This is a genomic window from Paractinoplanes atraurantiacus, assembly GCF_900215205.1.
Lineage (GTDB): Bacteria > Actinomycetota > Actinomycetes > Mycobacteriales > Micromonosporaceae > Actinoplanes > Actinoplanes atraurantiacus.
Genome location: NZ_OBDY01000022.1, coordinates 23592 through 46674, shown reverse-complemented (window position 1 = coordinate 46674; position 23083 = coordinate 23592). Strand labels below are relative to the sequence as shown.

Annotated in this window: 19 protein-coding genes; 12 read left to right on the top strand and 7 right to left on the bottom strand. The window is 70.3% G+C overall.

From position 1 onward, the window contains the following. The first annotated feature begins 25 nt into the window (after positions 1 to 25). From CRP55_RS35650 to CRP55_RS35640, 3 genes are read left to right on the top strand one after another with little or no spacing between them, the layout of a single operon-like run. Complete coding sequence (locus CRP55_RS35650) at positions 26 to 1117, top strand: GAF domain-containing sensor histidine kinase (protein ID WP_245923582.1); 1092 nt, start codon at positions 26 to 28, stop codon at positions 1115 to 1117. 52 nt (positions 1118 to 1169) lie between these two features. Next, positions 1170 to 1517: a response regulator gene (locus tag CRP55_RS35645; protein ID WP_097326197.1), complete on the top strand. Its 348-nt coding sequence runs from the start codon at positions 1170 to 1172 to the stop codon at positions 1515 to 1517. A gap of 31 nt (positions 1518 to 1548) precedes the next feature. Continuing rightward, complete coding sequence (locus CRP55_RS35640) at positions 1549 to 1998, top strand: hypothetical protein (RefSeq protein WP_143235133.1); 450 nt, start codon at positions 1549 to 1551, stop codon at positions 1996 to 1998. On the opposite strand, the gene CRP55_RS53440 is transcribed toward CRP55_RS35640, so the two are convergent. Then, positions 1995 to 3032 carry a hypothetical protein gene (locus CRP55_RS53440; RefSeq protein WP_097326193.1) on the bottom strand — a complete coding sequence of 346 codons (1038 nt, stop codon included), beginning with the start codon at positions 3030 to 3032 and terminating at the stop codon, positions 1995 to 1997. The genes CRP55_RS35640 and CRP55_RS53440 overlap by 4 nt on opposite strands. Next, positions 3029 to 3565, bottom strand: a complete 537-nt coding sequence (locus tag CRP55_RS35630; protein WP_097326191.1) for an RNA polymerase sigma factor — start codon at positions 3563 to 3565, stop codon at positions 3029 to 3031. Before CRP55_RS35630 ends, CRP55_RS53440 begins: the two co-directional genes overlap by 4 nt. Positions 3566 to 3617: 52 nt before the next feature. Here CRP55_RS35630 and CRP55_RS35625 point away from each other — a divergent pair, with 52 nt between their 5' ends. The 6 genes from CRP55_RS35625 to CRP55_RS35600 all read left to right on the top strand — a co-directional run bounded on the left by CRP55_RS35625 (position 3618) and on the right by CRP55_RS35600 (position 9876). Then, positions 3618 to 4442: an endo alpha-1,4 polygalactosaminidase gene (locus CRP55_RS35625; protein ID WP_097326189.1), complete on the top strand. Its 825-nt coding sequence runs from the start codon at positions 3618 to 3620 to the stop codon at positions 4440 to 4442. Positions 4443 to 4456: 14 nt separating this feature from the next. Continuing rightward, entirely contained in the window at positions 4457 to 5263 is an 807-nt protein-coding gene (locus CRP55_RS35620; RefSeq protein ID WP_245923581.1) for an SAM-dependent methyltransferase, read from the top strand. After that, positions 5236 to 5991, top strand: a complete 756-nt coding sequence (locus tag CRP55_RS35615) for an alpha/beta fold hydrolase (protein WP_097326187.1) — start codon at positions 5236 to 5238, stop codon at positions 5989 to 5991. The genes CRP55_RS35620 and CRP55_RS35615 overlap by 28 nt, the downstream gene beginning before the upstream one ends. Further along, positions 5988 to 6452, top strand: coding sequence for a ribonuclease E activity regulator RraA (gene rraA, locus CRP55_RS35610; RefSeq protein WP_097326185.1), 465 nt, complete (start codon positions 5988 to 5990; stop codon positions 6450 to 6452). The genes CRP55_RS35615 and rraA overlap by 4 nt, the downstream gene beginning before the upstream one ends. A gap of 91 nt (positions 6453 to 6543) precedes the next feature. Then, positions 6544 to 9261: an HD domain-containing protein gene (locus tag CRP55_RS35605; RefSeq protein ID WP_143235129.1), complete on the top strand. Its 2718-nt coding sequence runs from the start codon at positions 6544 to 6546 to the stop codon at positions 9259 to 9261. 81 nt (positions 9262 to 9342) lie between these two features. Beyond that, on the top strand, positions 9343 to 9876 hold the full coding sequence (locus CRP55_RS35600; protein ID WP_097326182.1) for a DUF1269 domain-containing protein: 534 nt from the start codon (positions 9343 to 9345) through the stop codon (positions 9874 to 9876). Between the two features lie 33 nt (positions 9877 to 9909). Here the strand turns inward: CRP55_RS35600 and CRP55_RS55840 are convergent, their stop codons facing one another. Then, the gene (locus tag CRP55_RS55840) at positions 9910 to 10563 is read right to left on the bottom strand and encodes a pentapeptide repeat-containing protein (protein WP_179855465.1); all 654 of its coding nucleotides are present in this window, start codon (positions 10561 to 10563) and stop codon (positions 9910 to 9912) included. An 18-nt stretch (positions 10564 to 10581) separates the two neighbouring features. Then, on the bottom strand, positions 10582 to 11805 hold the full coding sequence (locus tag CRP55_RS35590; RefSeq protein ID WP_245923579.1) for an aminotransferase class I/II-fold pyridoxal phosphate-dependent enzyme: 1224 nt from the start codon (positions 11803 to 11805) through the stop codon (positions 10582 to 10584). Between the two features lie 128 nt (positions 11806 to 11933). On the opposite strand from CRP55_RS35590, the gene CRP55_RS55835 reads away from it, so the two are divergent. The 3 genes from CRP55_RS55835 to CRP55_RS35575 all read left to right on the top strand — a co-directional run bounded on the left by CRP55_RS55835 (position 11934) and on the right by CRP55_RS35575 (position 17069). Then, a complete protein-coding gene (locus CRP55_RS55835; protein WP_097326178.1) occupies positions 11934 to 13364 on the top strand; it encodes a GGDEF domain-containing protein in 1431 nt (476 codons plus the stop codon). A gap of 59 nt (positions 13365 to 13423) precedes the next feature. Next, on the top strand, positions 13424 to 16150 hold the full coding sequence (locus CRP55_RS35580; RefSeq protein ID WP_097326176.1) for a helix-turn-helix transcriptional regulator: 2727 nt from the start codon (positions 13424 to 13426) through the stop codon (positions 16148 to 16150). 88 nt (positions 16151 to 16238) lie between these two features. Beyond that, the gene (locus CRP55_RS35575; protein WP_097326173.1) at positions 16239 to 17069 is read left to right on the top strand and encodes a hypothetical protein; all 831 of its coding nucleotides are present in this window, start codon (positions 16239 to 16241) and stop codon (positions 17067 to 17069) included. Here CRP55_RS35575 and CRP55_RS35570 read toward each other — a convergent pair. The 3 genes from CRP55_RS35570 to CRP55_RS35560 all read right to left on the bottom strand — a co-directional run bounded on the left by CRP55_RS35570 (position 17023) and on the right by CRP55_RS35560 (position 23042). Then, positions 17023 to 19398: a hypothetical protein gene (locus CRP55_RS35570; RefSeq protein ID WP_097326171.1), complete on the bottom strand. Its 2376-nt coding sequence runs from the start codon at positions 19396 to 19398 to the stop codon at positions 17023 to 17025. The genes CRP55_RS35575 and CRP55_RS35570 overlap by 47 nt on opposite strands. Positions 19399 to 19519: 121 nt before the next feature. Next, positions 19520 to 21010, bottom strand: coding sequence for a protein kinase domain-containing protein (locus tag CRP55_RS53435; RefSeq protein ID WP_179855464.1), 1491 nt, complete (start codon positions 21008 to 21010; stop codon positions 19520 to 19522). Positions 21011 to 21077: 67 nt separating this feature from the next. After that, a complete protein-coding gene (locus CRP55_RS35560; RefSeq protein WP_097326170.1) occupies positions 21078 to 23042 on the bottom strand; it encodes a right-handed parallel beta-helix repeat-containing protein in 1965 nt (654 codons plus the stop codon). Positions 23043 to 23083 lie beyond the last annotated feature (41 nt).

Sequence of the window (23083 nt, the reverse complement as noted above, 5' to 3'; positions counted from 1 at the left end):
GGCCGCCGGATGGCAGCCTCGACGGGTGCACGGACACATGGACGACGCCGAGACGCTGGTGCAGCTGCGCCGGCTCGCGCTGCTGGTCGCCCAGGGTGTGCCACCCGAAGAGGTGTTCGCGGCGGTCTGCAAGGAGATCTGGCGCCACTTCGGCGGCAGCACGGCCCGGCTCTTCCGGTACGAGCTGGACGGCACGGTCACGCTGCTGGCCAACGAGGGCACGACCGGCCCGCACGTGCGCGTCGGCGAGCGCTGGGAGGGCTATCCGCCGGCCGGGCTCACGGCCAGCGTCCAGCGCACCGGCAAGATCGGCCGGATCAACGACTTCCGCGAGCTGCCGGGCGGGCAGAAATACGCCGACGAGGGCCTGATCTCGGCCGTCGGCATGCCGATCCACGCCAACGGCCGCCTTTGGGGCATGATCGCCGTCGGCTCGAGCGAGGGCCGGCTGCCGGACGACACCGAAGCCCGGATGGCCGCGTTCACCGAGCTCTGCGCCATCGCGGTGGCCAACGCGCAGAGCCGGGCCGAGCTGGTCAGCTCCCGCGCCCGCCTGGTCGCCGCGGCCGACGAGGCCCGCCGGCAGATCGAGCGGGACCTGCACGACGGCGCCCAGCAGCGGCTCGTCGCGCTCGCCCTGCGGTTGCGCTCGGTGACCGACGCCGACGGTGCGGCGGAGGTCGCCGCCGATCTCATGACGGTCATCGACGAGCTGCGCGAACTCTCCCGCGGCATCCACCCGGCCGTCCTGTCCGATTCCGGTCTGCGGCCGGCTCTGCGTGCGCTGGCGCGCCGTTCGCCTCTTCCGGTGGAGATTGACGTACGCCTCGACGCGCGCCTGCCGTCGGCGGTCGAGATCGGCGTCTACTACGTCGTCTCGGAGGTGCTCACCAATGCCGTGAAGCACGCGAACGCCACGGTCGTCCTCGTCGAGGTCTCCGTCGGCGAGGACGTGCTGGAGCTGTGCGTGCGCGACGACGGGGTGGGCGGGGCCGACCCATCGCGCGGCTCGGGACTCGTCGGCCTGACCGACCGGATCGCGGCGCTCGGCGGCACGATCGAGGTGGCCAGCCCGCCCGGCGGTGGCACGACCATCACCTGCCGCGTGCCGGTGTGAACTTCCGGCTGGCAGGAATGCGCCCGGGCCCGCGGCCTGTCACCCTCGTCAGGTGACATTGCGCTGCCTCCTGGTCGACGACAACCAGCATTTCCTCCTCGCCGCCCGTGACCTGCTGGAACGCGAGGGCCTGACCGTGGCGGCAACCGCGGAGGACAGCGCGGGCGCGCTCGGCCGGGCCGCCGAGCTGCACCCGGACGTCGCGCTGGTCGACATCAACCTGGGCGGCGAGAGCGGCTTCGACCTGGCCGCGCGGCTGGCCCCGATCCCGGTGATCATGATTTCGACGCATTCGGGCGAGGACTACGCCGACCTGATCGCGGCCAGTCCCGCCATCGGCTTCCTTTCCAAGATCGAGCTTTCCGCGATCGCCGTACGGGATCTGGTAGCGGCCCGCTGAGGTGACGCCCGCGTCCGCTGATCTGCCCGGCGTGCAGATGATCGAGCGCGTCATCGAGGCCGTCACCGCCGAGCCGTCGCGCCTGCGGGCGCTGCTCGACGAGCCGGACGAGGACGACGCCTCGTGGAACGACATCTTCAGCGACACGTCGTTGCGATCCCTGGCCCGCTTCGAAAGGGCATTCCCGTTGCCCAGCCCCAACGAGGACGTCGGCCTGCACCACGTGCTGGTGGCGAGCGAGCCGGACGCGGAGGGGGAGTGGCCGGTCTTCTACTACGCCGACCTCGCCCGCGACATCCCCGAGTACGGCCTGTGGTACCCGGGCTTCGACATCTACCTGGCCCACCTGACCGGGCTCATCGAGCTCGACTTCGCGAAGGGCATCTCGTCCCTCGGTGATCACCCGGAGCATGCCGCGCGCATGGCCCATCACGCGCGGCATTGCTTCGGGGGCAAGCGCAGCGGCTCGCTCTTCGGCTAGTTCTGGCCGCAGAAGGTGCGGCGATAGCTGTCCACCTCGAGGTCGTCCGCCTGGCCGTCTGCCATGCGGCGGGCGACCACCTTGATCGTGCGCGGCAGTGCGCTGCCCGGCTCCATCCGTTGCACCACCGGCCAATCAGGGCTGGTGAGCAGGGCGCCGACGGCCCTCTTGGCGGCGTCGTGGTCGTCGTCGAAGGTGGCGCGCTGCCATTCGGCGAGCCAGCTGCAGACGACCCGCCGGACCACCGCGGTGTCCGTTTCCGGGGTGCCGAGGCCGTCCGAACGCCAGCTCGGCGGGAGCGGGACTTCCTTGAGCGCCTCGGCCACCCGGTCGGCGGACGCCCCCGACGGATCGACCATCGGGGTGACCGCGGCGATCCAGGTGGGTACGTCGACCCGGCGGAACCCGGCCAGGAACGAGCGGGACTCCTCGCGCGTCCAGCTGTCATCGCTGCGCAGCTCGGCGAACACGCCGTCGCGGGGCTCGGTCACCACGTCGAAGCCGCTCCCGCCGATCGTCACCAGATAGCCGGTCAGGTCGGCCACCGCGACCTTCTCCTTGGTCTTGTAGCGGTCCTTGCGGTAGGTGTCGTAATGCGCGGTGGGGTGCCAGGTGAGCATCAAACGACGATCGCCTTTCCGGTACGCCATCTCGCCCTGCCGCGGGCCGATCGGCGCCAGATGGATGACCGTCCAGTCCGCGCCGGGGAACAGGCGCGGACTTCCCGCGGCCGCTCGTGAGACGTCGCCGGACGCCGTCGTCGGCTCCGGTTTCGGCTTCGCCGGCGCGGAAGGGCTCACCGACACCGCCGGTGGCTCGGGCCGGCTGGTCGAGGTGGCCGGCAACGCCACGACGACGGCGACCACGACCGCCGCCGCGGCGCCCGCGGCGGCCAGCGCCCACGGCAGCCGGCGGCGGACCGGCTCGGCGACGATCTGCGCCAGGAGCTCCTGGTCGGCGCCGTCGAGGTCGACGGTGGCGGGCCGGTGCGGGTTGGCGTCGCGCAGCATCTGGTCGTAGTTCTCGCCGGTCATTTCCCCTCCTTCATGCCCAGGACCTGCCCGGCCGGGGCCATCAGGTCACGGAACCGGGCGCGGGCCCGGGACAAGCGGGCCCGGGCCACGGTGGCGCTGATGCCGAGGACCTCGGCCGTCTCGCGCGGTTCCAGGCCCTCCCAGAACGTCAGCATCAGCACCTCACGGTCGATCTCGGCGAGCTGCGCGAGCGCGGCGCGGACCGTGAGCCGCTCGGGCACCTCGTGGCCCGGGTCGGGGGCGGTCGCCACCCGCAGGCGCTGCCGCATCCGTTCGCCGAGCTGCTGCCGGCGGACGCCGCCGCGATGGTGGTTGGCCAGCACCTTGCGGGCCACGCCGTAGAGCCAGAGTTTGGCCGCGTCGCCGGCGGGCAGCTCACGGTCCCGCCGCCATGCGATGAGGAACGTCTCGGCCACCACGTCCGCGGCGTCCGCGGGTTGCTCGACGCGCCGCAGGGCATAGGTCAGCAGCGAGTCGAAATGGCTGTCGTAGACGCGGCGGAAGCGTTCCTCGTGTTCGGTGCCTGCTCTCACGTCTCTGCCCTTGTCCGGTCCCGCCCGCATCGTGACCGCCTACCGTAGAGAAATGCGACGGATCTTGGCGGCGGCGTCGATCGCCGCCGTTCTGGCCGCGGCGGCCTGCGATGGCGCCGACCCTGAGCCCGTGCGGTCCCCCTCCGGGCCGAACTCGGCGGCGGCGCGGGGATGGGCGGCGCCGCCGGCCAACGGGCTCTTCGACTACCAGCTCGGGGGCGCCTATCAGCCGGCGGCCGGAGTCACGATCGTCGACCGCGATCGAACCGCCCCGGCTCTGCCCGATATTTACGGCATTTGCTATGTGAACGCTTATCAGACCCAGCCCGGCGAGAACGACTGGTGGCAGGCGGAGCATCCCGACCTCGTCCTGAAGAAGGAAGACCCGGACTGGCCGGGCGAACATCTCCTGGACATCTCCACCCCGGCCAAGCGGGCGGCGCTCGGCGAGATCGTCGGCGGCTGGTTCGCCGGATGCGCGGCGAGCGGGTTCCGTGCGGTCGAGCCGGACAACCTCGACTCGTACACCCGGTCCGGGGGTCTGCTCTCCGAGGAGCACGCCGTGGCGTACGCCCAAATCCTGGTTGTGAAGGCCCATGAAAGCGGCCTGGCCATCGGGCAGAAGAACGCCGCCGACTTCGACGGCCGGCGCATCGGGTTCGACTTCGCGGTGACCGAGGAATGCGCGGTGTACGACGAGTGCGGCACCTATCTCGGGCGTTACGGCGACCAGGTGTACGAGATCGAATACACCGATAACGGCATCGGCGCCTACCGTCAGGCGTGCCGGGATCACGGGGCGCGCATATCGATCATCCTGCGCGATCGGGACGTCATCCCACAGGGCGAGGCGGGGTATCACTACGAATCTTGCTGACCTATTGTTCCCCTGTGGATCCCGTCGCCTCCGGCATCGACCCCAACGTCGCCCACCCCGCCCGGCGCTACAACTACTGGCTCGGTGGCAAGGACAACTTCGCCGCCGACCGCGCCTCGGGCGACGAGCTCGAACGCCATTTCCCCAAGGTGCGCCTGGGCGCCCTCGCCAACCGCGCGATGCTCCAGCGGGCCACGCGCTTCCTGGCCGAGGAAGCCGGCATCCGGCAGTTCCTCGACATCGGCACCGGCCTGCCGACCGCCGACAACACGCACGAGGTGGCCCAGCGCTACGCGCCCACCTCGAAGATCGTGTACGTCGACAACGACCCGCTCGTCATGGTGCACGCCCGGGCGTTGCTGAACAGCAGCCCCGAGGGCCGGACGGCGTACATCGAGGCCGACCTCAACGATCCGGCGCGCATCCTGGCCGACCCGGCGATCGACGAGACCCTCGACCTCAAGCAGCCGGTCGGCCTCATGCTGATCGCCGTCCTGCACTTCATCCACGGCGACGGCGCGGCCAAGCCCATCGTGAGCCACCTGCTCGACGCCCTGCCGTCCGGCAGCTACCTGGTCGCCACGCACGCGACCTCCGATTTCGGCACGCCCGAGCAGCAGGCGCTCTATCGTCAGCTGGTGGAGTCCGGCAAGTCCGACGTCTGGACCCGCCCCAAGGACGAGTTCGAGGCCCTGTTCGAGGGTCTCGAGCTGGTCGAGCCGGGCGTCGTCCCCGCCAGCGAGTGGCGCCCCGAGCCGGGCGCTGAGATCCCCGAGCGCTCCGACATCAACGTCTGGACCGCCGTGGGCCGCAAGCCCTGAGCGAGTTCCCCCTGGCCGTTCAGGAGAGCGGCCAGGGCCCACCCCTGCTCCTGTTGTCCGGCCAGGCGAACTCGCACGACTGGTGGACGGGCATCCGTTCGCGTTTCGAGTCCCGCTTCCGCGTCATCACCTTTGATTACCGGGGTACGGGCGGAAGCCGCGGCCCGGTCGCAGACTGGTCCACCGCCCTTTTCGCTTCGGATGCCGCGCGCGTCCTGGCTGGTCGTTCCTCTTTCGTTTACGGCACCTCGATGGGCGGTCGGGTCGCCCAGTTCCTGGCCGCCCACCACCCGTCGCTGGTCTCCCGCCTGGTCCTCGCGTGCACCTCACCCGGCGGCGTGCACGCTTTTGAGCGTTCGAACGAAATCCGCCAGCGCCTGGCCACCGCCCGCCGGGACACGTTGCGCGAGCTCTTCTACACCCCGGCGTGGTCCGGCCACAGCCACCTTTTCGGCGACCCCACGATGTCGCCGCCCGAGGCGCGGGCCCACCTGCGGGCGAGCAACCGCCACGACGCCTGGGACGTGCTCCCGCGGATCGAGGCACCCACCCTGATCCTGCACGGCACCGACGACCTGATGGTCCCCAGCGCCAACGCCCCACTGCTGGCCGGCCGCATCCCCGACGCCACTCTGCATCTGCACGAGGGCGGCCGCCACGGCTTCTTCGACGAGTTCGCCGACGACCTGACCCCGGTGATCACCGCTTTCCTGGAGGGCCGACCATGACGAAAACCGCCGACCTCATCGACGAACACGGCGACACCATCGGCTCCTGCGACACCCAATTCCGCCAGTACGGCGCGAACACCGCGTTCCGCGGCGCGGCAGTGACAGTCCGCTGCTTCGAAGACAACGCGCTGCTGAAGTCGGTGCTGTCCGAGCCCGGCCACGGCCGCGTCCTGGTGGTGGACGGCGGCGGCTCCCTGCACCGCGCCCTGATGGGCGACGTGATCGCCGGCCTGGCGGTCGCGAACGGCTGGTCCGGCGTCATCATCAACGGCGCCGTCCGCGACGTGGCCGAGCTCCGCACCCTGCCGCTGGGCATCAAGGCGCTGGGCTCCAACCCCCGAAAGAGCACGAAAACGGGTGCCGGCGACCGCGACATCACCTTGCACATCGGCGGCTGCGACTTCCCGCCCGGCGCCGAGATCGTCTCCGACGAGGACGGCGTGGTGGTGCTGCGCTAACCGGAACCGGTCAGCCGTTCGGACACCGTGTCTGTTTCCCGAGCCGCGAGTCCAATAAGGTTGGTCCACCCGCGGCTGACGAGGAGTGGCGTTGTCCGGCTTCGCGCAGAGTCCGTATGAAGCTACGCCCTTGTGGCGTCGAACTCTGGCCGAGATTCCGGACGATCCGTGGCACGAACAGCGCGAGAAACTCAGGGCGGCCTACCGGCAGTTCCGGGAGACAGTCGCCCCTCTGGCGGGCGAGATCGCCCTGTCGATGCCGATGTTCACCGATCATTCGATTGCCCACATCGACGCTCTTTGGGACACAGCCTCGATCATCTGCGGCGATGACTTCGAGCTGAACCCGGCCGAGGCGTTCGTGCTGGGCGGAGCTTTCCTCATGCACGATCTCGGCATGGGCCTGTGCGCCTATCCGGACGGGGCTGACGAAGTGACGGCCGACCGCTCCTATGCCGGTCTCCTGGCCGTGGCCACCGACCGCATCCGCCGATTGGAGCCGTCGGCCGAAGAGACGTCGATCGCCGAGCGGGCTCGGTCGGAGGCTATCGTCGAACTGCTCCGCCGCCGGCATGCGGACCGCGCGCAGGAGCTGCTGCGAATTCCCTTCACGCTCTCCGACGGCAGCACGTTTCATCTGCTCCAGGATCTGAGTCTTCGGCTCGATTACGGCGACATGATCGGCGAGATCGCCGCGAGCCACTGGTGGGACGTGGAACGACTGCACGAGTTGGACGGGCCCCGAAGTTCCCGGCCGGATCACCCGCGCGAGTGGGCGGTCGACAAGCTCAAGATCGCCTGTATCCTCCGTCTCGCCGATGCCGCGCATATCGACAGCAGGCGGGCGCCATGCCACCTGTACGCCTTCCGGCACCCGACGGGGGTGTCGGCGCAGCACTGGGAATTCCAGGAACGGCTGATGCGTCCCGACGTGCAACAGGATCGCCTGGCCTACACCTCGACCCGGCGGTTCACGGGAAGTGAGGCACCGTCATGGTGGCTCGCCTACGACATCATCAAGATGATCGACACGGAGTTGCGGCGGGTCGATGCTCTGCTGGCCGACCTGGGCCGCCCTAGGTTCCCGGTGCGCTCGGTGGCCGGTGCCGACAGTCCTGAACGGCTTGCCAGATATCTGCGGACCGATCGCTGGCACCCGATAGACGCCCGTATTCGGGTGACGGATGTCGGCAAAGTGGTCGGAAATCTGGGTGGCGACAAACTCTACGGAAAGCGGCCCGACATAGCCCTGCGCGAACTGGTCGCGAACGCCTCCGATGCGACGCTTGCGCGGGCCCTGCGGGAGGGGACCGAGCCGGGCACCGTGACCATCAAACTCGCCGAGATCGACGATGTCTGGTGGCTTACCGTCGCTGACGAGGGCATCGGGATGCGGCGAGAGGCGATGGTGTCGTCGCTGACCGACTTCGGAAACTCCCGGTGGCGTTCCACCGACCTGCTCATAGAGCACCCGGATCTCGTCGGATTCGAGCCGACGGGCAGATTCGGCATCGGGTTCTTTGCGGTCTTCATGGTGGCGGACGAAGTCAGGGTGCGCAGCCTTGCCCTCGACGAGGCACCCAGGGACACACATCTCCTCGAGTTCACCGGTGGCCTCGCGGTCCGCCCACTGCTCCGCACGGCCGAGCCGGATGAGTGGCTGCGCCGTGCGGGTACCGAAGTCACCGCCCGGCTTCGCGAGGACCCCCGGTCGATGAACGGTTTGTTCCGAAGCGGCAGTCGGCAACTCAGCCATACGGAACACCTGCACGCTCTGGTACGGCCGTTGTGCGCGCTTGCCCGTGTCAACATCGACGTGCAGGGCCCGGATGACGCCAGGCCGGTGCGTGTCATTTCCGCCGATGATTGGACATCGATCTCGGAAACGGAGCTGTTCGACCGCGTCTATCGCCGCCCGGACGACAGCTATAAGGAGCGGGCGGCGCTCGACGTGTATTGCAAGCGTTTCCTGGAGCGGGCCCAGGTACTCCGGGACGAGAGTGGTCGCGTGGTCGGGCGCGCGATGATGGCGTCCGTCTGGGAAGGTGCCGAGGGCGTCGGGTGGTACGTGTTCTGCGAATCCCATATCTACGTCGGGGGTCTCCAGTCCGCCACGCTGGCCGAGACGATGGGCGTCTTCTCCGGGAACCCCTTGACCGCGGACCGGTTGCAGGCCTTTCCCGACATCGGCACCGGACGATTGACCGAGTGGGCGGAATCTCAGGCGGCGTCCTTCGAGAACATGGACACGGAGTCCCGGCATATTCTCAGCGGAGTGGCGAGAGGCTTGGGCGCGATGGCCGCCGGGCTCCCGTGCGGGTTGACCAACTCGGCCGCATTGGACGTCCCGGCGATTCATCGGTGGGTGGGCGCTCGCGATGAGATCTTCTTGGTGTCGAACGTGTTGTTCTACGTCCACTTCCGTGAGGGCGGGCGGCCATGGTTCATGTCGCGTCACCATCGGGAACTGAGTCTCGGCGACAACTGCCTCTTCGTCAGTCTTTACACCAGATGGCTTTTCCCCGAGGAGATTCTTCCCTCTCCGAAGGACCAGGCCTTCGCCGACGCGCAGCCGGCCGGTGACGGATGGGATGCCCGCGTGTGGTGGTACGCCACAGGCAATTTCGGTTCTCCGGGAATCGTCATCCGGGCAATCTCCAAAGAATGGGGAATCGCCATCCCGGAGGTTCTCGATCTCATGGAGCCGCTGCACTTGGAGGGCGACGGCGACGCGCGGCCTGAGGTGCCCGTCGTGGGTGGTGGCGTCGAGCGGGTCGAGATGATCCGGCTGCGGCGTCCCGGGCGCTGAGTGGTCATTCCTTACGGATGAGGCGCCTCCGGAGGGCTTCCGCCACTGTCTAGGGCGGGACCAGCCCGGAAGGAGAAGGCGATGGCCATCGATACGTTCATGGTGTATGTCGGTGTCTACCCCACGGTGGCGCAGGCCGAGGCCGACTATGACGTGGTCAAGGAGTTGCACCGCAAGGCGGATCTGATCGACGCGTACGACGCTGCCGTCATCGAGCGCCGCGCTGACGGCAAGTCGAAGATCGTGAAGCGGCATGAGACGCCGACCCGGGTGGGTGGGGTGCTTGGTGGTGGCATCGGGCTTGCCACCGGGCTTGTCGTGGCGCTCTTCCCGTTCGCCGCGCTCGGTGGTGGGCTTCTGGCCGCCACCACCGGTGGTGGGGCCGTGCTGGGAGCCGTCGCCGGGCACGCCGCGGCCGGGATGAGCCGGTCCGATCTCAAGGAGCTCGGTGAACACCTCGACGAAGGGCAGGCGGGGCTTGTCGTCGTCGCCGTCTCCGACATGGGGGCCAAGGTGGAGAAGGCGCTGAAGAACGCTGAGAAGGTCGAGGCGCGGCAGCTCAAGGCGGACACCGCCGAGATCGAGCAGGACGCCAAGGCGGCGAGCACGGCGTGATCGGCGCGGGCTGGGCGCACCCCGGCGGGGAGGTCAGCGGTCCTTGACGACGATGCCCAGGACCTGGGCCAGGGCGGGGGCGGCCTCGGCCAGCTGACCTGAGGAGATGACGGCTCCGCGGAGGGCGTCCCAGCCCTGGGCCACGTCCAGCTCGCGGGCGCCCCGGAAGTCGAGCTTCTTCACCGTCACCTTGTCGAAGCGGGCCCGGCGCAGGGCCGAGCCCGGGAACGTCACGTTGATCAGGGTGGCGCCGCCGAAGTCGACCTCCGACAGGTCGCAGTCGCGGAACTCGACGTCCTGCAATCGGGCGCCGCGCAGGTTCAGGCTGTCGATTTTGCTGCCCTGCACGACCACCCGGCGCCACTGCGAGCCGTACGCCTGGACGCCCGCGATGGCGCTGTCGAGGACCGTCGTGTCCAGCAGCTGGGCCTCTCCCCAGGTGCCGCCGATCCAGCGGCACCGGGAGAGCCACACGTCGTCCAGGCGCACCTTGTCGTACGTGCCGCCGGTGAAGGTGACCGCGGTCATCGCGCTCTCCGAGAAGCGGGAGCCGGCGGCCGTGGCCCCGTCCAGCTCCACGGCGTCCAGGTGGATCTCGCTGTGGTCGCCGTCGTGGCTCAGCTCCTCGTCCAGCGGCCGCAGGTATTCGGCGTACGGCAGGGAACTGAGATCGTGAATCACCGGCATGACCCGCATCCTGCCTTGTCAGGCGTGGCGGCGCTGCTGCGGGAGGGCCGGGCGGAGCGCGCCGTCCTGTGCTAGCTCGGTCAGCACGTCGGTGAGCGAACGGACATGTTCGCTCGTGTGGGCGGCCGTGAGCTGCACGCGGAAGCCGATCTCGTCGCGCGGCACACCGGGGTAGGGCGCGAGCGTCACGTACTGGCCGGCGGCCCACAGCCGCTCCGAGACGGCGATCAGGTCGTGGTCGGGGGAGATGGGGATCTCGACGACCGGGGTGTTGTCCACGTTGAGGGTGTGCACGCCCATACCCCGTACATGGGAAAGCAGTTGATCGGTGAGGCGGTAGAGGTGACCACGCAGGTCGTCGCCTCGCTTCTCGTTGACGTCGAGACCGGCCCAGACCGTCGCCAGCGAGGCCACCGGGGAGGGGCCCGAGTAGAGATAGGTGGGCGCGGCCACCTTGAGCTGGTTCTTCACCGCGGTCGGCAGGGCGAGGAAGGCCAGGAGTGAGGAGTACGCCTTGGAGAAGCCCCCGACCAGGATGACGTTGTCGTAGGTCTCGCCGAAGTGCCGGACGATCGCGTTGCCGCGCATGCCGTACGGCGAGGTCTCCTCGGGACCGCGCTCGCCGATCACGCCCATGCCGTGCGCGTCGTCGACGTACAACGTCGCGTCGAACTCTCTGCACAGTTTTGCGTAAACGCGCAGATCCGGAACGTCGCCGGTCATGCTGTTGACGCCGTCCATGCAGACCATGACCGGGCGCGCGGTGGCCTCCTGGAGCAGGCGGGTGAGCTCCTCGACGTCGCCGCTGCGGAAACGTTTCATGGTCGCGCCTTGGCCGCGGGCGAAGACGCAGCCGTCGTAGATGGTGCGGTGCGCGCGGCTCTCCATGATGACCGTGCCCTGGCCGATCAGCGCCGGGATGACGCCCAGGTGGATCTGCGAGATGGTCGGGAGCAGCAGGACGTCCTCGGCGCCGAGCAGCTCGGTGAGGCGCTCCTCGAGGTCGGGGTAGATCTTCGGGCTGCCCAGCATGCGCGACCAGCTCGGGTGGGTGCCCCAGCGGCGCAGCTGGGGCTCGACGGCCTGGATGACCTCCTCGTCGAGGTCGAAGCCGAGATAGTTGCAGGACGCCCAGTCGACCAGCCAGTCCCGGCCGATCCGGATGCGGCGCCCGTCGATCTCCTCGATGACGGCGTCGTACATGCGGCTGTTCTGACGAAGGTCCTCGATGTCGTGAGTCACTGCCGGCACTGTGAACCCCTTTCGCGTTCTGATCACTCTGGCACCTACCCGGGTGATCGTCGATCAACCTGAAAACGTCTGACCGACACTCCCCTCAAGGGTTCGCGCGGGCGGCCGATGACCCCGACGTGACGAAGGCCTGGAAGGTCTATCTGGCGGTGTCCGCGGTGATCGCGGCCGTCTACTACCTGGTTCCGGTCGAGGCCGTGCAGACCGTCCTGGTCAGCGTGCTCGGGCTGTCCTCGTCGGCGGCGATCCTGGTCGGCGTCCGCATCAACAAGCCGGCCGTGCGCTGGCCCTGGTATCTCATGGCGGCCGCGCGGGCGTGCTTCGCGCTGGGCGAGCTCGTCTACTGGATCCAGGTCTTCGTCACCGGCGGCGACATGTTCCCGGGGCCGGCCGACGGGTTCTACCTGAGCTTCGCGGCCCTGCTGGCGATCGCGGTGGTCGGCCTGGTGCGGGCCCGCCGGCCCGGGAAGGACCGGCCGGGACTGCTCGACGCGCTGGTGCTCTCGACCGGCGCGGCCATGCTGGCCTGGGTCTTCCTGATCGTTCCGTACGTGCGTGACGACACGCTCAACGCGTTCGAGCGCGCGGTGTCACTGGCCTACCCGGCCTCCGACCTGCTGGTGCTGGCCGTGCTGGCCCGCCTGGTCACCGGGCGCGGCGACCGGCCGCCGGCGTTCTTCCTGTTCATCGGGAGCATCCTGTCGCTGCTGGTGGCCGACACGGCGTACACCGTGCTCGGCCTGATGGGCACCTACGAGCCCGGAAGCATCGTCGATCTGGGCTGGCTGGCCATGCAGGCGCTGGGCGGCGCGGCGGCCCTGCACCCGTCGGTGGCGGCGCTGTCCCGCAAGAGCCCGCCGGCCGGCCAGGGCGAGGCGCCCCGGCTGCGGGTCATCGGGCTCGCGGTGGCCAGCCTGACCGCGCCCGCGGTGCTGGCCATCCAGTGGCTGACCGATCGCACCATCGACGTGCCGATCATCGTGGTCGGCAGCGTGGTCCTGTTCCTGCTGGTCATCGCCCGCCTGGACGGCCTGGTGCGGCTGCTGTCGGGCGCGCTGCGCCAGGTCGAGGAGCAGGCCACGACCGACCAGCTGACCGGGCTGGCCAACCGGCGCCGCTTCCACGACCGCTGGGGTTCGGCCCTGCACGACTCGGTGGGCCCGACGGCGCTGCTCTACATCGATCTGGACGGCTTCAAGCCGGTCAACGACACGTTCGGCCACGAGGCGGGCGACGCGGTCCTGGTGGCCGTGGCCGAGCGCATCAACGGCGTCATCCGGGCCGGCGACGTGGTGGCCCGCCTCGGCGGCGACGAGTTCGCGGTGATCCTGCCCTGGACCGACGACGCTACAGCGGACAAGGTGGCCACCCGCATCCTGGACGCGCTGGCCGAGCCGTTCGACACTCCGGCCCGCCCGGTCTACATCGGCGCCAGCATCGGCGTCATTACCGCCGCCACCGGCGCCGACCCGGACGGCGAGCTCCGCCGGGCCGACTCGGCGATGTACGCGGCCAAAGCCGGCGGCCGCAACCGGGTCAACCGCGCCTGACCGCCTTCGTCGCCGGTTCGGGGCTTCCACGGTTCCGGGCGGGCGAGGATGCTCGGACTATGGGGAGCCGGGCGGACGACGCCGCCGCCGTGCTCGCGGCGATCGGCGCCGCCACCCGGGGCCACTCCGGCACGCTGCTGGTCTCGGGCGAGGCGGGCGCCGGCAAGACGACGCTGCTCCGCGACGCCTGCGACACCACCGCCGTCCGGGTCATCTGGGCGCCCTGCCTCCCACTGAGCTCGCTCGCAATGCCACTTCTTCCCTTGCGTACGGGGTTACGCACGATCCCCGATCCGCCATCGCTGGACGCCCCGGACGCCGTCCTGGCCTTCGACACCTGGCTCGACCGGCTGACCGAGCGGGAACCGGCGGCGCTGGTGGTGGACGACCTGCAATGGGCCGATCAGAGCTCCCTGGACGTCCTGCACTACGTCATCGCCGGCCGCCCGAACCGGCGCCTGGCCGTGCTGGCCACCCTGAGAACCGGCGAGGAGACCCGGCTGCATCGCTGGCTGGCCGACATACGCCGGCTTCCGGGTGTACGGGAGAGGGCGCTGCGCCGCCTGGACCGCCCCGAGACCCACGAGCAGATGACCGCGCTGCTGGCCCGCCCACCACACGAGTCGCTGGTGGATGAGGTGTTCGCCCGCAGCGCCGGGAATCCGTACCTGACGAAGCTTTTGATCCGTGGTCTGGACCCGGACGCCCGCCATCTGCCGCCCCATCTCCCGGACGAATTGCGCGGCGCCCTGGCCCGGACGTGGCGCGATCTGCCCGCACCGGCCCGGGAGCTGACCATGGAACTCGCCACCGCCGGTCAGCCGTCGCGGTCGGGCTCCTTCTCCTTGCCCGCGCTCCGTGAGGCCGTGGACGCGGGCGTGCTGACCGCCACCGCCGACGGGCGCTACTGGTTCGCTCATCCGCTGCTCGCCGAAGTGCTGGCCGACAGTCTGCTGCCGGAGGAGCGCCGGGCCCGGCACGCCGCGCTCGCCGCGACCGCCGGCGATCCGATCGCCCGCGCCGACCACTACTTCGAGGCCGGGATGACCGACGAGGCCTACGAATGGGCTTTGACGGCCGCCGACGCGGCCGGAGGGGGAGCCGAAACCATCCGCTTGCTCCGCCGCGCCCTCCGGCTGCACGCGGACGACAGCGCGCACGCGGAGGAGATACTGCACCGGATCCGGGAAGCCGCTCACGCGGCGGGCCGGGCCGTGGACGAGCTCGAGGCGATCGACGAACTGCTCGAGCACGTCGACCGGGCGGCGCGGCCCCTGACGGCGGCCGAGCTATTGGCGCGGCGGACGAAGCGCGGACCCGTGGCCGGTCGCGGTCTCATCGTGCTGGCCGACGCGGCGGAAGCTGAGCGTTTGTCGGCGGCACACCCGCGCAGCCGCGAACACGCGCTGGCGCTCGCGACGGCCGCCTACGCGCGGTTGTGGCACGCGGTCGACGGCGCCGCCGACAGGGCCGACGAGGCGCTGCGGCTCGCGCGCGCCGGCGGTTGGCCCGACGCGATCACGGAGGCCCTGGTGGCCGTCTCGCACGCCCGCGCGGTCGAAGGTGACCTGGTCGCCGGGGCGGCGGCGGCCCGGGAAGCCTTCGCGCTGGCGATGAGCCGCGGCGACTTCGCGCGGGCGGTCGAGGCCACCTATTGGATCGTCAACAACACCGACGGTCCGAGCTTCCGGGCCGTCGTCGACGTGCTCCGGGAGTGTCGTCAGCTGCTCGAACGCGCGGGCGCTCCACACGCCCAGGTGTCGGAGGTGTGCTCGCTCGAGGCTCAGCACCTGCTGATCGTCGGTGACTGGCGCGGCTGCGTCGAGCGGCTCCGGGTCACGCTCGGCGCCCGGCCCAGCCCGCTGGCCGACGCGCGGGGCCGGCACACCGCCGCCCTGCTCGCCTGCCGTCAGGGGCGGGCGGCCGAAGCCGAGGCCCACGCCCGCCGCGCGGAGGAGCTGATCGCGGACTCGGCCGGCTTTCTGCCGTTCCCGTTCGACGCGGTGCGGGCGGAGCTCGCCGTGACCGTCGGCGACACCGAGCGAGCGCTGACGTACGCGCTGCACGGCCTCGAGATGGCCCCGCCGCCGCTGGACGTGGACCTTCTGCTGCCGCTGGCCGTGCGGGCCCTGGCCGACCGAGCACAGGCCTGCCGTGACGGGGGCGCCGACCCGGCCGCCGAGCTCGACCGGCTCCGCGACCTCCGCGAGCGCTGCCCGGCCGTCGTCGTCGACCGGGGCGCGAGTGCGCAGTTCGAGGCACGGCGGATCGCCGCCATGCAGGACCTGACCGAGGCCGAGACGCTGCGCGCCCGGCGCGACCCCGGCGAGCCGGCCGCCTGGCACCGGGCCGCCGAGGCGTGCCGCACGGCCATCGCACCGTGGGACGAGGCGTACTGCCGATGGCGCGAGGCTCAGACATCCCTGCGCGGCCGGGTGGACCGCAGGCGGGGGACGGCGGCGCTGCGGCGCGCGCACGAACTGGCGCTGGACCTGGGGGCGGCGCCGCTGCTGGCGAGCATCGACCTCCTGGCCCGCAACGCCCACGTGCCACTGACGGTCGCGGCGGAACCAGCGGCGGCCGGCGACACGATTCCGGGACTGACCGCGCGCGAACGCGAGGTCCTGTCCCACCTCGTCGCGGGGCGGACCTACGCCGAGATCGCGCGGGCGCTGGTGCTGAGCGAGAAGACGGTGAGCGTGCACGTTTCGAACATGCTCCGCAAGACCGGCACCGCGGGCCGGGCCGAGCTGGCGGAGCTGGCCCAGCGCCAGGAGAACTCGTAGCCGCAACCGGGCGCACCGAGCCGGCGCCCGACGTCCGGTTCGCGGCCGCGTACTAGCGGCGCCCCTGGGCGCGCGGCATGGTGGCGCGGTGTCCTGCACACCGCTTGTCGACCTCGCAACGATCGCGGAGAACTACGGCCAGATGACCGGCGTTCTCGCGGGATTCGCCTTCGCCGCGCTGGTTCTCATTTTGGCGCCCGGAAGCGGCTCGACCCGGACGCCCAGTTGGAGCGCCGGCGCCTCCCTGACCCTGCTGAGCGCGTTGATCGCTCTGATCGTCACGACGCTGCTGTACTCCCTGCTCGCCGGTGAGGACATGGAGGCGGCCCGAGCCAGGGCGGCGACGGTCGAGTTGATCGATGGTCTTGCCTTCGGACTGGCGGTCGTCGCCCTGTTTCAAGGCGTTGCCGTTCTCATGCGCCGGGCCGGCGTGGATCCTGTCGCCGCGCGTGCGGCGCGAGTCGCGGGCGTAGTGGTGTTTCCCGCACTGGCCATGTACTTCGTTGCTCAGGGCGCCGCCGACACCGAAGCCATGCGGGCAGCCTTTCGCGGCGAGCCCTGTGTCGCCGCGATACCGCCGCTCGGCGCCGGGCTGACGGTGGCGCTCGGATTGGTGCTGGCCGTGTCGCTGACTTCTCGCGTGCAAGCGGTCATGGCCGCGTATGCCGAGCGGTGTCGGGTCTGGGCGCCGATTCTGGTGATACTCGCGTCCGGCGTTGCCGCGCTGGTCGCGGGGGACCTGGGAACGCGATCGCCGACGTTGCTGCTCTCGCCACGCGCGCTGGACGTGTTCCTGGCCGTCTCGGCCCTGCTGTTGGGTGCCGTCGGTCTGATGTTCTCGGCGTCCGGGGCGACCGCTCCGGACGCCGACATCATCGAAGACTTTCCGAAGGAGCCGGCGATACCTCGTAGACGGTGATGGCGCCGGACCGGAAGCGCTCGGTGGCGAAGTCGGCAAGAGCCGGATCGGCGTTGAGGAAACGGGTTCGGCCGATGTCGGTCGGGTCCTGGGTCCAGTCGACGGCCACCAGCCAGCGGACGTTGTGGGCGGTGGTGAACGCGGCCACGTTCTCGGCGGTCGGTACGTAGAACAAGGCGTCGTTCTCGGCCAGAAGGGCCTGGTCCCAGAACGGGGAGCGGGACAGCGTGCCGTCCCACAGGCCGCCGGAGGCGAAGGCCGGCTCGGTGTAGCTCCAGCCCTCGACCACGATCTGGCGTTCCGAATAGGCGGCCAGCCAGAAGTCCCGGCTGTCGCAGCCGTGGATGTTCTGGCGGCAATGGCTGTTGGTGGCCACCACGTCGCGCGGGCCGGAATGGTCACGCAGCCAGCGGCCGGCCTCGAGCGCGCCGCGCGGGAACGTGCTGAGGCGCGCCGGCTCCTGCGCCGTGGCCGAGGTGGCCAGATAGCGGGTACTGCCGATGAGGCCGCTGGCCACCGCGGTGCTCAGGACGGTCAGGGCCAGCACCGCCACGGTGAGCCGCCGGGGCAGCCGCACCCGCCAGGCGATCAGCGCCACCGTCACGCCGACGACGGCGACGAGCGAGACCGTCCAGGTGTACGCCATGACGACGCTCCGCAACGGGAAACCGCCGAACATCGACGCGGGAGCGTCCGCCCCGGCCGTCGACCGGATCACGAGCAGACCCGCGACGGCGGCCGTCACCCCGTACACACCAAGCCAGATGAATTTTCTCGGCGCCCGCCGGCCGGCCGGGATGAGCGCGGCCAGGCCGACCGCCGACGCCATGGCCAGGTAGGGCGTGGCCGACTGGGCGAAGTACGTCTGGCTCAGGCCGGGATGCGCGACCAGCCACATGCCGCCGGTGCCGGCCGCCGCGAAGCCCAGCATCACGTGCACTATCGGGTTCGAGCGCCATCCGCGGCGCAGCAGACCGGCCATCCCGGCCCAGCCGAACGCGGTGGCCAGGATGCCGAAACCGGTGAGCGCCAGCATCGGCGGCCACTGATCGGCCTCGTCGGGAAGGCCCATCACGGCTTGACCGACCGGGCTCCATTTGACTGTCTGAAATGGATTGACCACGGCGCCCTGCGAACCCGAGCCGTAGAGCACGAATTGCGCGAACGCGAACCACAGCAACGTGATCCCGAGCACGGGCAGCTCCGGTCCGAGCCTGCGCGTGAACACGCCGCGCAGGACCACGGCCAGCAGCAGGCCGCACAACACCATCGGGATGAACGTCGCCTTGGCGCCGGCCAGCGCGCCCATCAGAACGGTCAGCACGGCCCACGGCATGGGGCGCCGCAAGGCTTTCCGGTCGAGCTGGAACAGCACGGCCAGGTGGAGGACGACGGCCGCGAAGAACAGCGCCGCGTACGTCTGTGTCGGGCTCACGAACAGATTCGTGGTGATGATGCCGCTGAGGAAAGGTGATCCGGTCCACGAGAACGGGTTGACCGAAGTTCCGGCCAGCATCAGCAGGACGGCCACGTTGCCCGGCCAGAAGCGGCCGGTGATCTGCCGTACCGCGGCCACCAGGGCGAGTAGGAAAGCGGCCACCATGGGAAGGGGCAGCAGGCGCAGGATCAGCGTCTGCGGCTCGATCCCGGTGAGCCAGCTCGCGGCGGCGGCGTGCGCGTAGACGTACCAGTGGTAGTTCAGGCCGATGCCGGTCACCCACGGCGTGTTCAGCGGCACCGGATGCTTGAACTCGCCGGCCAGCGCGAACTGGAACGGGAAGTCCACGCTCATGGCGCCGTTGAGCGGTTCGCTCAAGCCGTTCGAGCGCAGCGTCGAGAAGGCGACCAGCGCGAGGATCCAGAGGAAGCTGACCGCCACGGTCCACGACGTGCCGAGCGGCAGGCGCCGGCCACCGCCGCGCCAATGCCGCCGCAGCCGGGGCACGACGGCGAACAGGACCAGGACCATCAAAGGCCAGACCCCGATGGCGTACGGGACATCGAGCTGCCGCACAAGCATGTAGAGGGGCAACTCGACGATGAAACCGGCGACCGTGCCCAGGGCCGCGTCCAGGGGCAGGTAGTCGGCCCGCCCGCGCACCGACCGCCAGATGAGCAAGCCCGGCAGGGTGTTGGCGAAGAGCGTGTACCCGGCGAACGTGGCGGTCTCGGCGGGCGCGACGCCGTAGTGGTCCAGCGTCAGCGCGACGGCCGCGACGACGAGCAGGAAGGGAAGCCAGCCGGCCGATGGCCGGAAACGCCGGCCGGGCGGCCGTTCCGGTGCCGGGGCGAGCGGAGCGGGCGCGATCTTTTCCGCGAGTACGGTCACCGTTCTCTTCCTGCCGTGCTCAACGTGAAGAATTCTCACTTACGGCCCGGGAGAGTAGCCGGTCGTATCAAGATCCGCCGTCCCGGCCCGGAGGATCTTGGCACAGGCGCGCCCGGCGCGGCTATGTGGACAGCGTCACGACATCGATGTCGGAGGCTTTGGGGCCGAGGAAGACCAGATACGGTGCTCCGGATCCGGCCGCGGTGAGCGTGGCCGTCACGGTCGCGTAGGTCTGGAAGTTCCCGGTGCCGGGCAACGTCACCCGGGCCAGCTCCGCGCCGGAGCCGGACCCGGCACGGATGGCGACCTCGGTGGCGCCGTCGCCCGCCGCGTAGCGCAGGCTCACCTTGCGCATGCCCGCCAGCGAGCGGTTCCCGTACCCGACGTAGTCGCCGTTGTCGGTCTTGCCGACCACGCGGCCGCCGCTGGCCCCGTCCGGGAACGAATCCTCGGTGCCGTGGTTGTCGGTGTAGCTCTCGGCTTCGAAGCTCACCACCACGGGAGCAGGCTTGGGCGCCACGGTCGTCGTGGCCTTGACCGGGGCCGGCGTCGCGCTCGGTGCGGCCTGCGCGCTCACTTGCCCAGACTTGGACGGCTTGGCGCTCGGCGGCCGCCCGCTGGGCGCGTAAGAAGCCTTCGCGGGCGGTGGCAGAGCCACCGCCCGGCGGCTGGGCGTAGTGGCACCGGTCACTGCCGGTACGCCGGACGTCTCCGCGCTCGACAGCGGCTGCGCCACCGGCTCCCGCACGCCGCGGTGGGAGAGCACCGCGGCCACGGAGGGCTGCGGTGGCGACGCCTCCGCCAGGACGTAGTGCAGGAGGTCGGCTGCCTCCTCGGCGGTGGCCCGGGCGGCCGGGTCCTTCTCCAGGAGCGCCTCCAGGACCGGCTCCAGCAGGCCGGCCCGTTCCGGGGTCGCCGGCGGGTCCACCATCAGGGCGGCCAGCGTCGTCATGGGGGAGGAGCGCTGGTACGGCGGCTTGCCCTCGACCGCGGCGAACATCGTCGCGCCCAGCGACCACAGGTCCGATTTCGCCGACGCCGGCTCGTCGCGGGCCCGTTCCGGGGCCAGGTACGACGGGGAGCCGAGCATCACCCCGGTCCGGGTCATCGCCGAGTCGCCGGCCGTCATCGCCAGGCCGAAGTCGGTCAGCACCACCCGGCCGCCCACGCCGACCAGCACGTTGGCCGGTTTCACGTCACGGTGCAGGATCCCGGCGCGATGAGCGGCCCGCAACGCGCCCAGCACGTCAAGCCCGATCCGGGCCACCCGGGCCGGCTCCAGCGGCCCGTCCTCGTTCACCACGTCGAACAGCGATCGGGCCCGGATCAGCTCCATCACGATCCACGGCGAGCCTTCGTGCTCCACCACGTCGAAGATCCGTACGACGTGGGGATGGTCGATCCGGGCGATGGCCCTTGCCTCCCGGATGGCGCGCTCGCGCAGGTCGCCCAGCTCAGCCGCGCTCACCCCGTCCGGCGCGATCTCCTTGAGCGCCACATCCCGCCCGAGCAGTTGGTCGTGCGCCTTCCAGACCCTTCCCATCCCGCCCTGCCCGAGCGGGCTCAGGAGCTTGTAACGGCCGGCCAAACTGCTGATCGAGGGCTGATCCACGCCCTGACGACGGATGGGATCACTTCCGGTTCAAGGCCCGGGAGCCGAAACTCCCGGGCCTTGCCGATCACCAGATGCGGGTGCGGGTGTTTCCGGAGGCCAGCGTCGACAGCGGGCCGGCCGCGGCCGACTCGCCGGCCGGGCGCCGGGTGCCGGTCAGGTCGACGTCGATGACCGCGGGGGTGCCGTCCGGCTCCTCGAAGTCGGCGTCGGCGAAGCGGACGCGCTCGAAGTCGCGGCCGCCGACGGTGACGAAGCCGGCCTGGTCGAAGGCGGCCGGCAGGTCGGTCTCCAGGTAGACCTCGTCGCCCTCCTCGACCACGCGGAAGGTCGCGTCGCCGATGACGTGCGGGTCGGTCTCGCCGGCGAACGGCTGCGCGCCCGAGGCGTACACGTTGCCCTTCGCGTAGACGGCCTGGAGCACGTCCAGGTACCGCTGGTGGTCGCCCGGCGGCTGCTCCTCGATCCGCTGGAGGTACTCGGCGAACGACGCCGGATGCGCGTCGTAACCCGTCAGGCCGTACGCCGGAACCGCCTTGCCGTCTCCGCCCTGCCCGTACGCCTGCGAGAGCTCCCCGCCCAGGAAGACGTTGCCGACGTAGCGGTCGTCGCCGCCGCGGATGTACGCGTAACCGGCCACCTGGGTGCTGTGCGGCTGGTGGTACGGCGTGGCCCGGTCCATCACGGCTTCGAGGCGCACGGTGCCGGCGAACAGGTTGCCGACGAATGCGCCGCCCTGGCTGAACGACTCATACGACGCCTTGGAGGCCAGCACGTTGTGGTCGACCAGGTAGGGGCCGTGGCTGACCTCGATGAACAGGTCGCGGTTGTTGTTGTAGAACACGTTGCGGGTGATCCGGGTGCCCTGCGTCTGCCAGTCGAGCCAGATGCCCAGCGACGTGTCGTGGATGCGGTTGTGCCGGATCTGCACGTCGATCGCGGCGTGCAGCTTGATGCCGCCGATCTCGTAGCCGTAGTACTCGCGCTTGAGCGCGATGTTGTAGATGTGGTTGTCCTCGATGGTCGAGAAGACGCAGCCGAGGTGGCCGACGACGCCGTTCTGCCCGCAGTCGTAGATGGTGTTGCGGCGCACGACGTGCGAGCCGATGTGCTCCTTGTCCCAGCCGATCTGGCGGGCCGAGAAGACCGACTCCAGCTGGTACTGATATCCGGGCTTGTCGCGGCGCTCGGTGGCGTAGTTGTGGCCGGTCGAGGCCTCCTTGCCGAGCGAGACGGCCGAGGTCTTGGCGTCGTGGATGACGTTGTCCTCGATGATCCAGCCCTTGGCCCAGTTGGGGCCGATCAGGCCGGGCTGGTCGGCGGTCGGCGGGGTCCACGGGGTGGCCGCCTGGGCCAGCTCGAAGCCGCGCACGGTGATGTAGTTCAGGTGCGGGACGAGCGGGTAGAAGACCGACCGCCGTACGTTGATCTCGACCAGCTCGGCGTTGGGGTCGGCGCCCTGGAAGTTCGCCCAGATCGTGGTGGTTTCGGCGTCGACGGTCGCGAACCAGACGAGCTGGGTCTGCTCGACGTTGCGGACGGTGTCGTCGACGGCGGTCCAGTTGTCGAGCACGGTGGTGCGCGCCGGCGGGTTGTCGAGGTCGGCCCGGGAGGCGGCCTCGTAGAACGAAAGACCGTTGAGGTAGACGTCGCCGAGGTGCTTGTGGGCAGCGCCGGCCGGGTAGACGATCCAGTCGCCGGCCACTTCCTCGGCGTACGGGTTGAACTCTCCGAACAGCGAGTTGGGCACCTCGGCCTTCCAGACCGTGCCGCCGTCGTTGACCCAGTTCGTGATCCGCTCGGAGCCCTTGATCACCACGTGCTCGCCCTCGGCGGCCGTGAAGGTGATGCGCCGCGCGTCGCTGAGACCGCCGCGGCGCGGCGTGACCCACTCGCGGTACTCGCCGGCGTGCACGATCACCGTGTCGCCGGGGCGGGCGAGCTCGGCGGCCCGGTTGATGGTGCGCAGGGGCTGCTTCTCCGAGCCCTCGGCGTCATCGGATCCGGTCGTCGCCACATGGAGGAGCGTCATGTCAGGCCTTTCGTGAAGGAGGACCGGCCCAACGTAACTTT

Coding starts and splice junctions, on each gene's coding strand:
- CRP55_RS35560 (WP_097326170.1), bottom strand. CDS start 23,042: ATGACGCTCCTCCATGTGGCGACGACCGGATCCGATGACGCCGAGGGC.
- CRP55_RS53440 (WP_097326193.1), bottom strand. CDS start 3,032: ATGACCGGCGAGAACTACGACCAGATGCTGCGCGACGCCAACCCGCAC.
- CRP55_RS35580 (WP_097326176.1), top strand. CDS start 13,424: ATGGGGAGCCGGGCGGACGACGCCGCCGCCGTGCTCGCGGCGATCGGC.
- CRP55_RS55840 (WP_179855465.1), bottom strand. CDS start 10,563: ATGCCGGTGATTCACGATCTCAGTTCCCTGCCGTACGCCGAATACCTG.
- CRP55_RS35625 (WP_097326189.1), top strand. CDS start 3,618: ATGCGACGGATCTTGGCGGCGGCGTCGATCGCCGCCGTTCTGGCCGCG.
- rraA (WP_097326185.1), top strand. CDS start 5,988: ATGACGAAAACCGCCGACCTCATCGACGAACACGGCGACACCATCGGC.
- CRP55_RS35600 (WP_097326182.1), top strand. CDS start 9,343: ATGGCCATCGATACGTTCATGGTGTATGTCGGTGTCTACCCCACGGTG.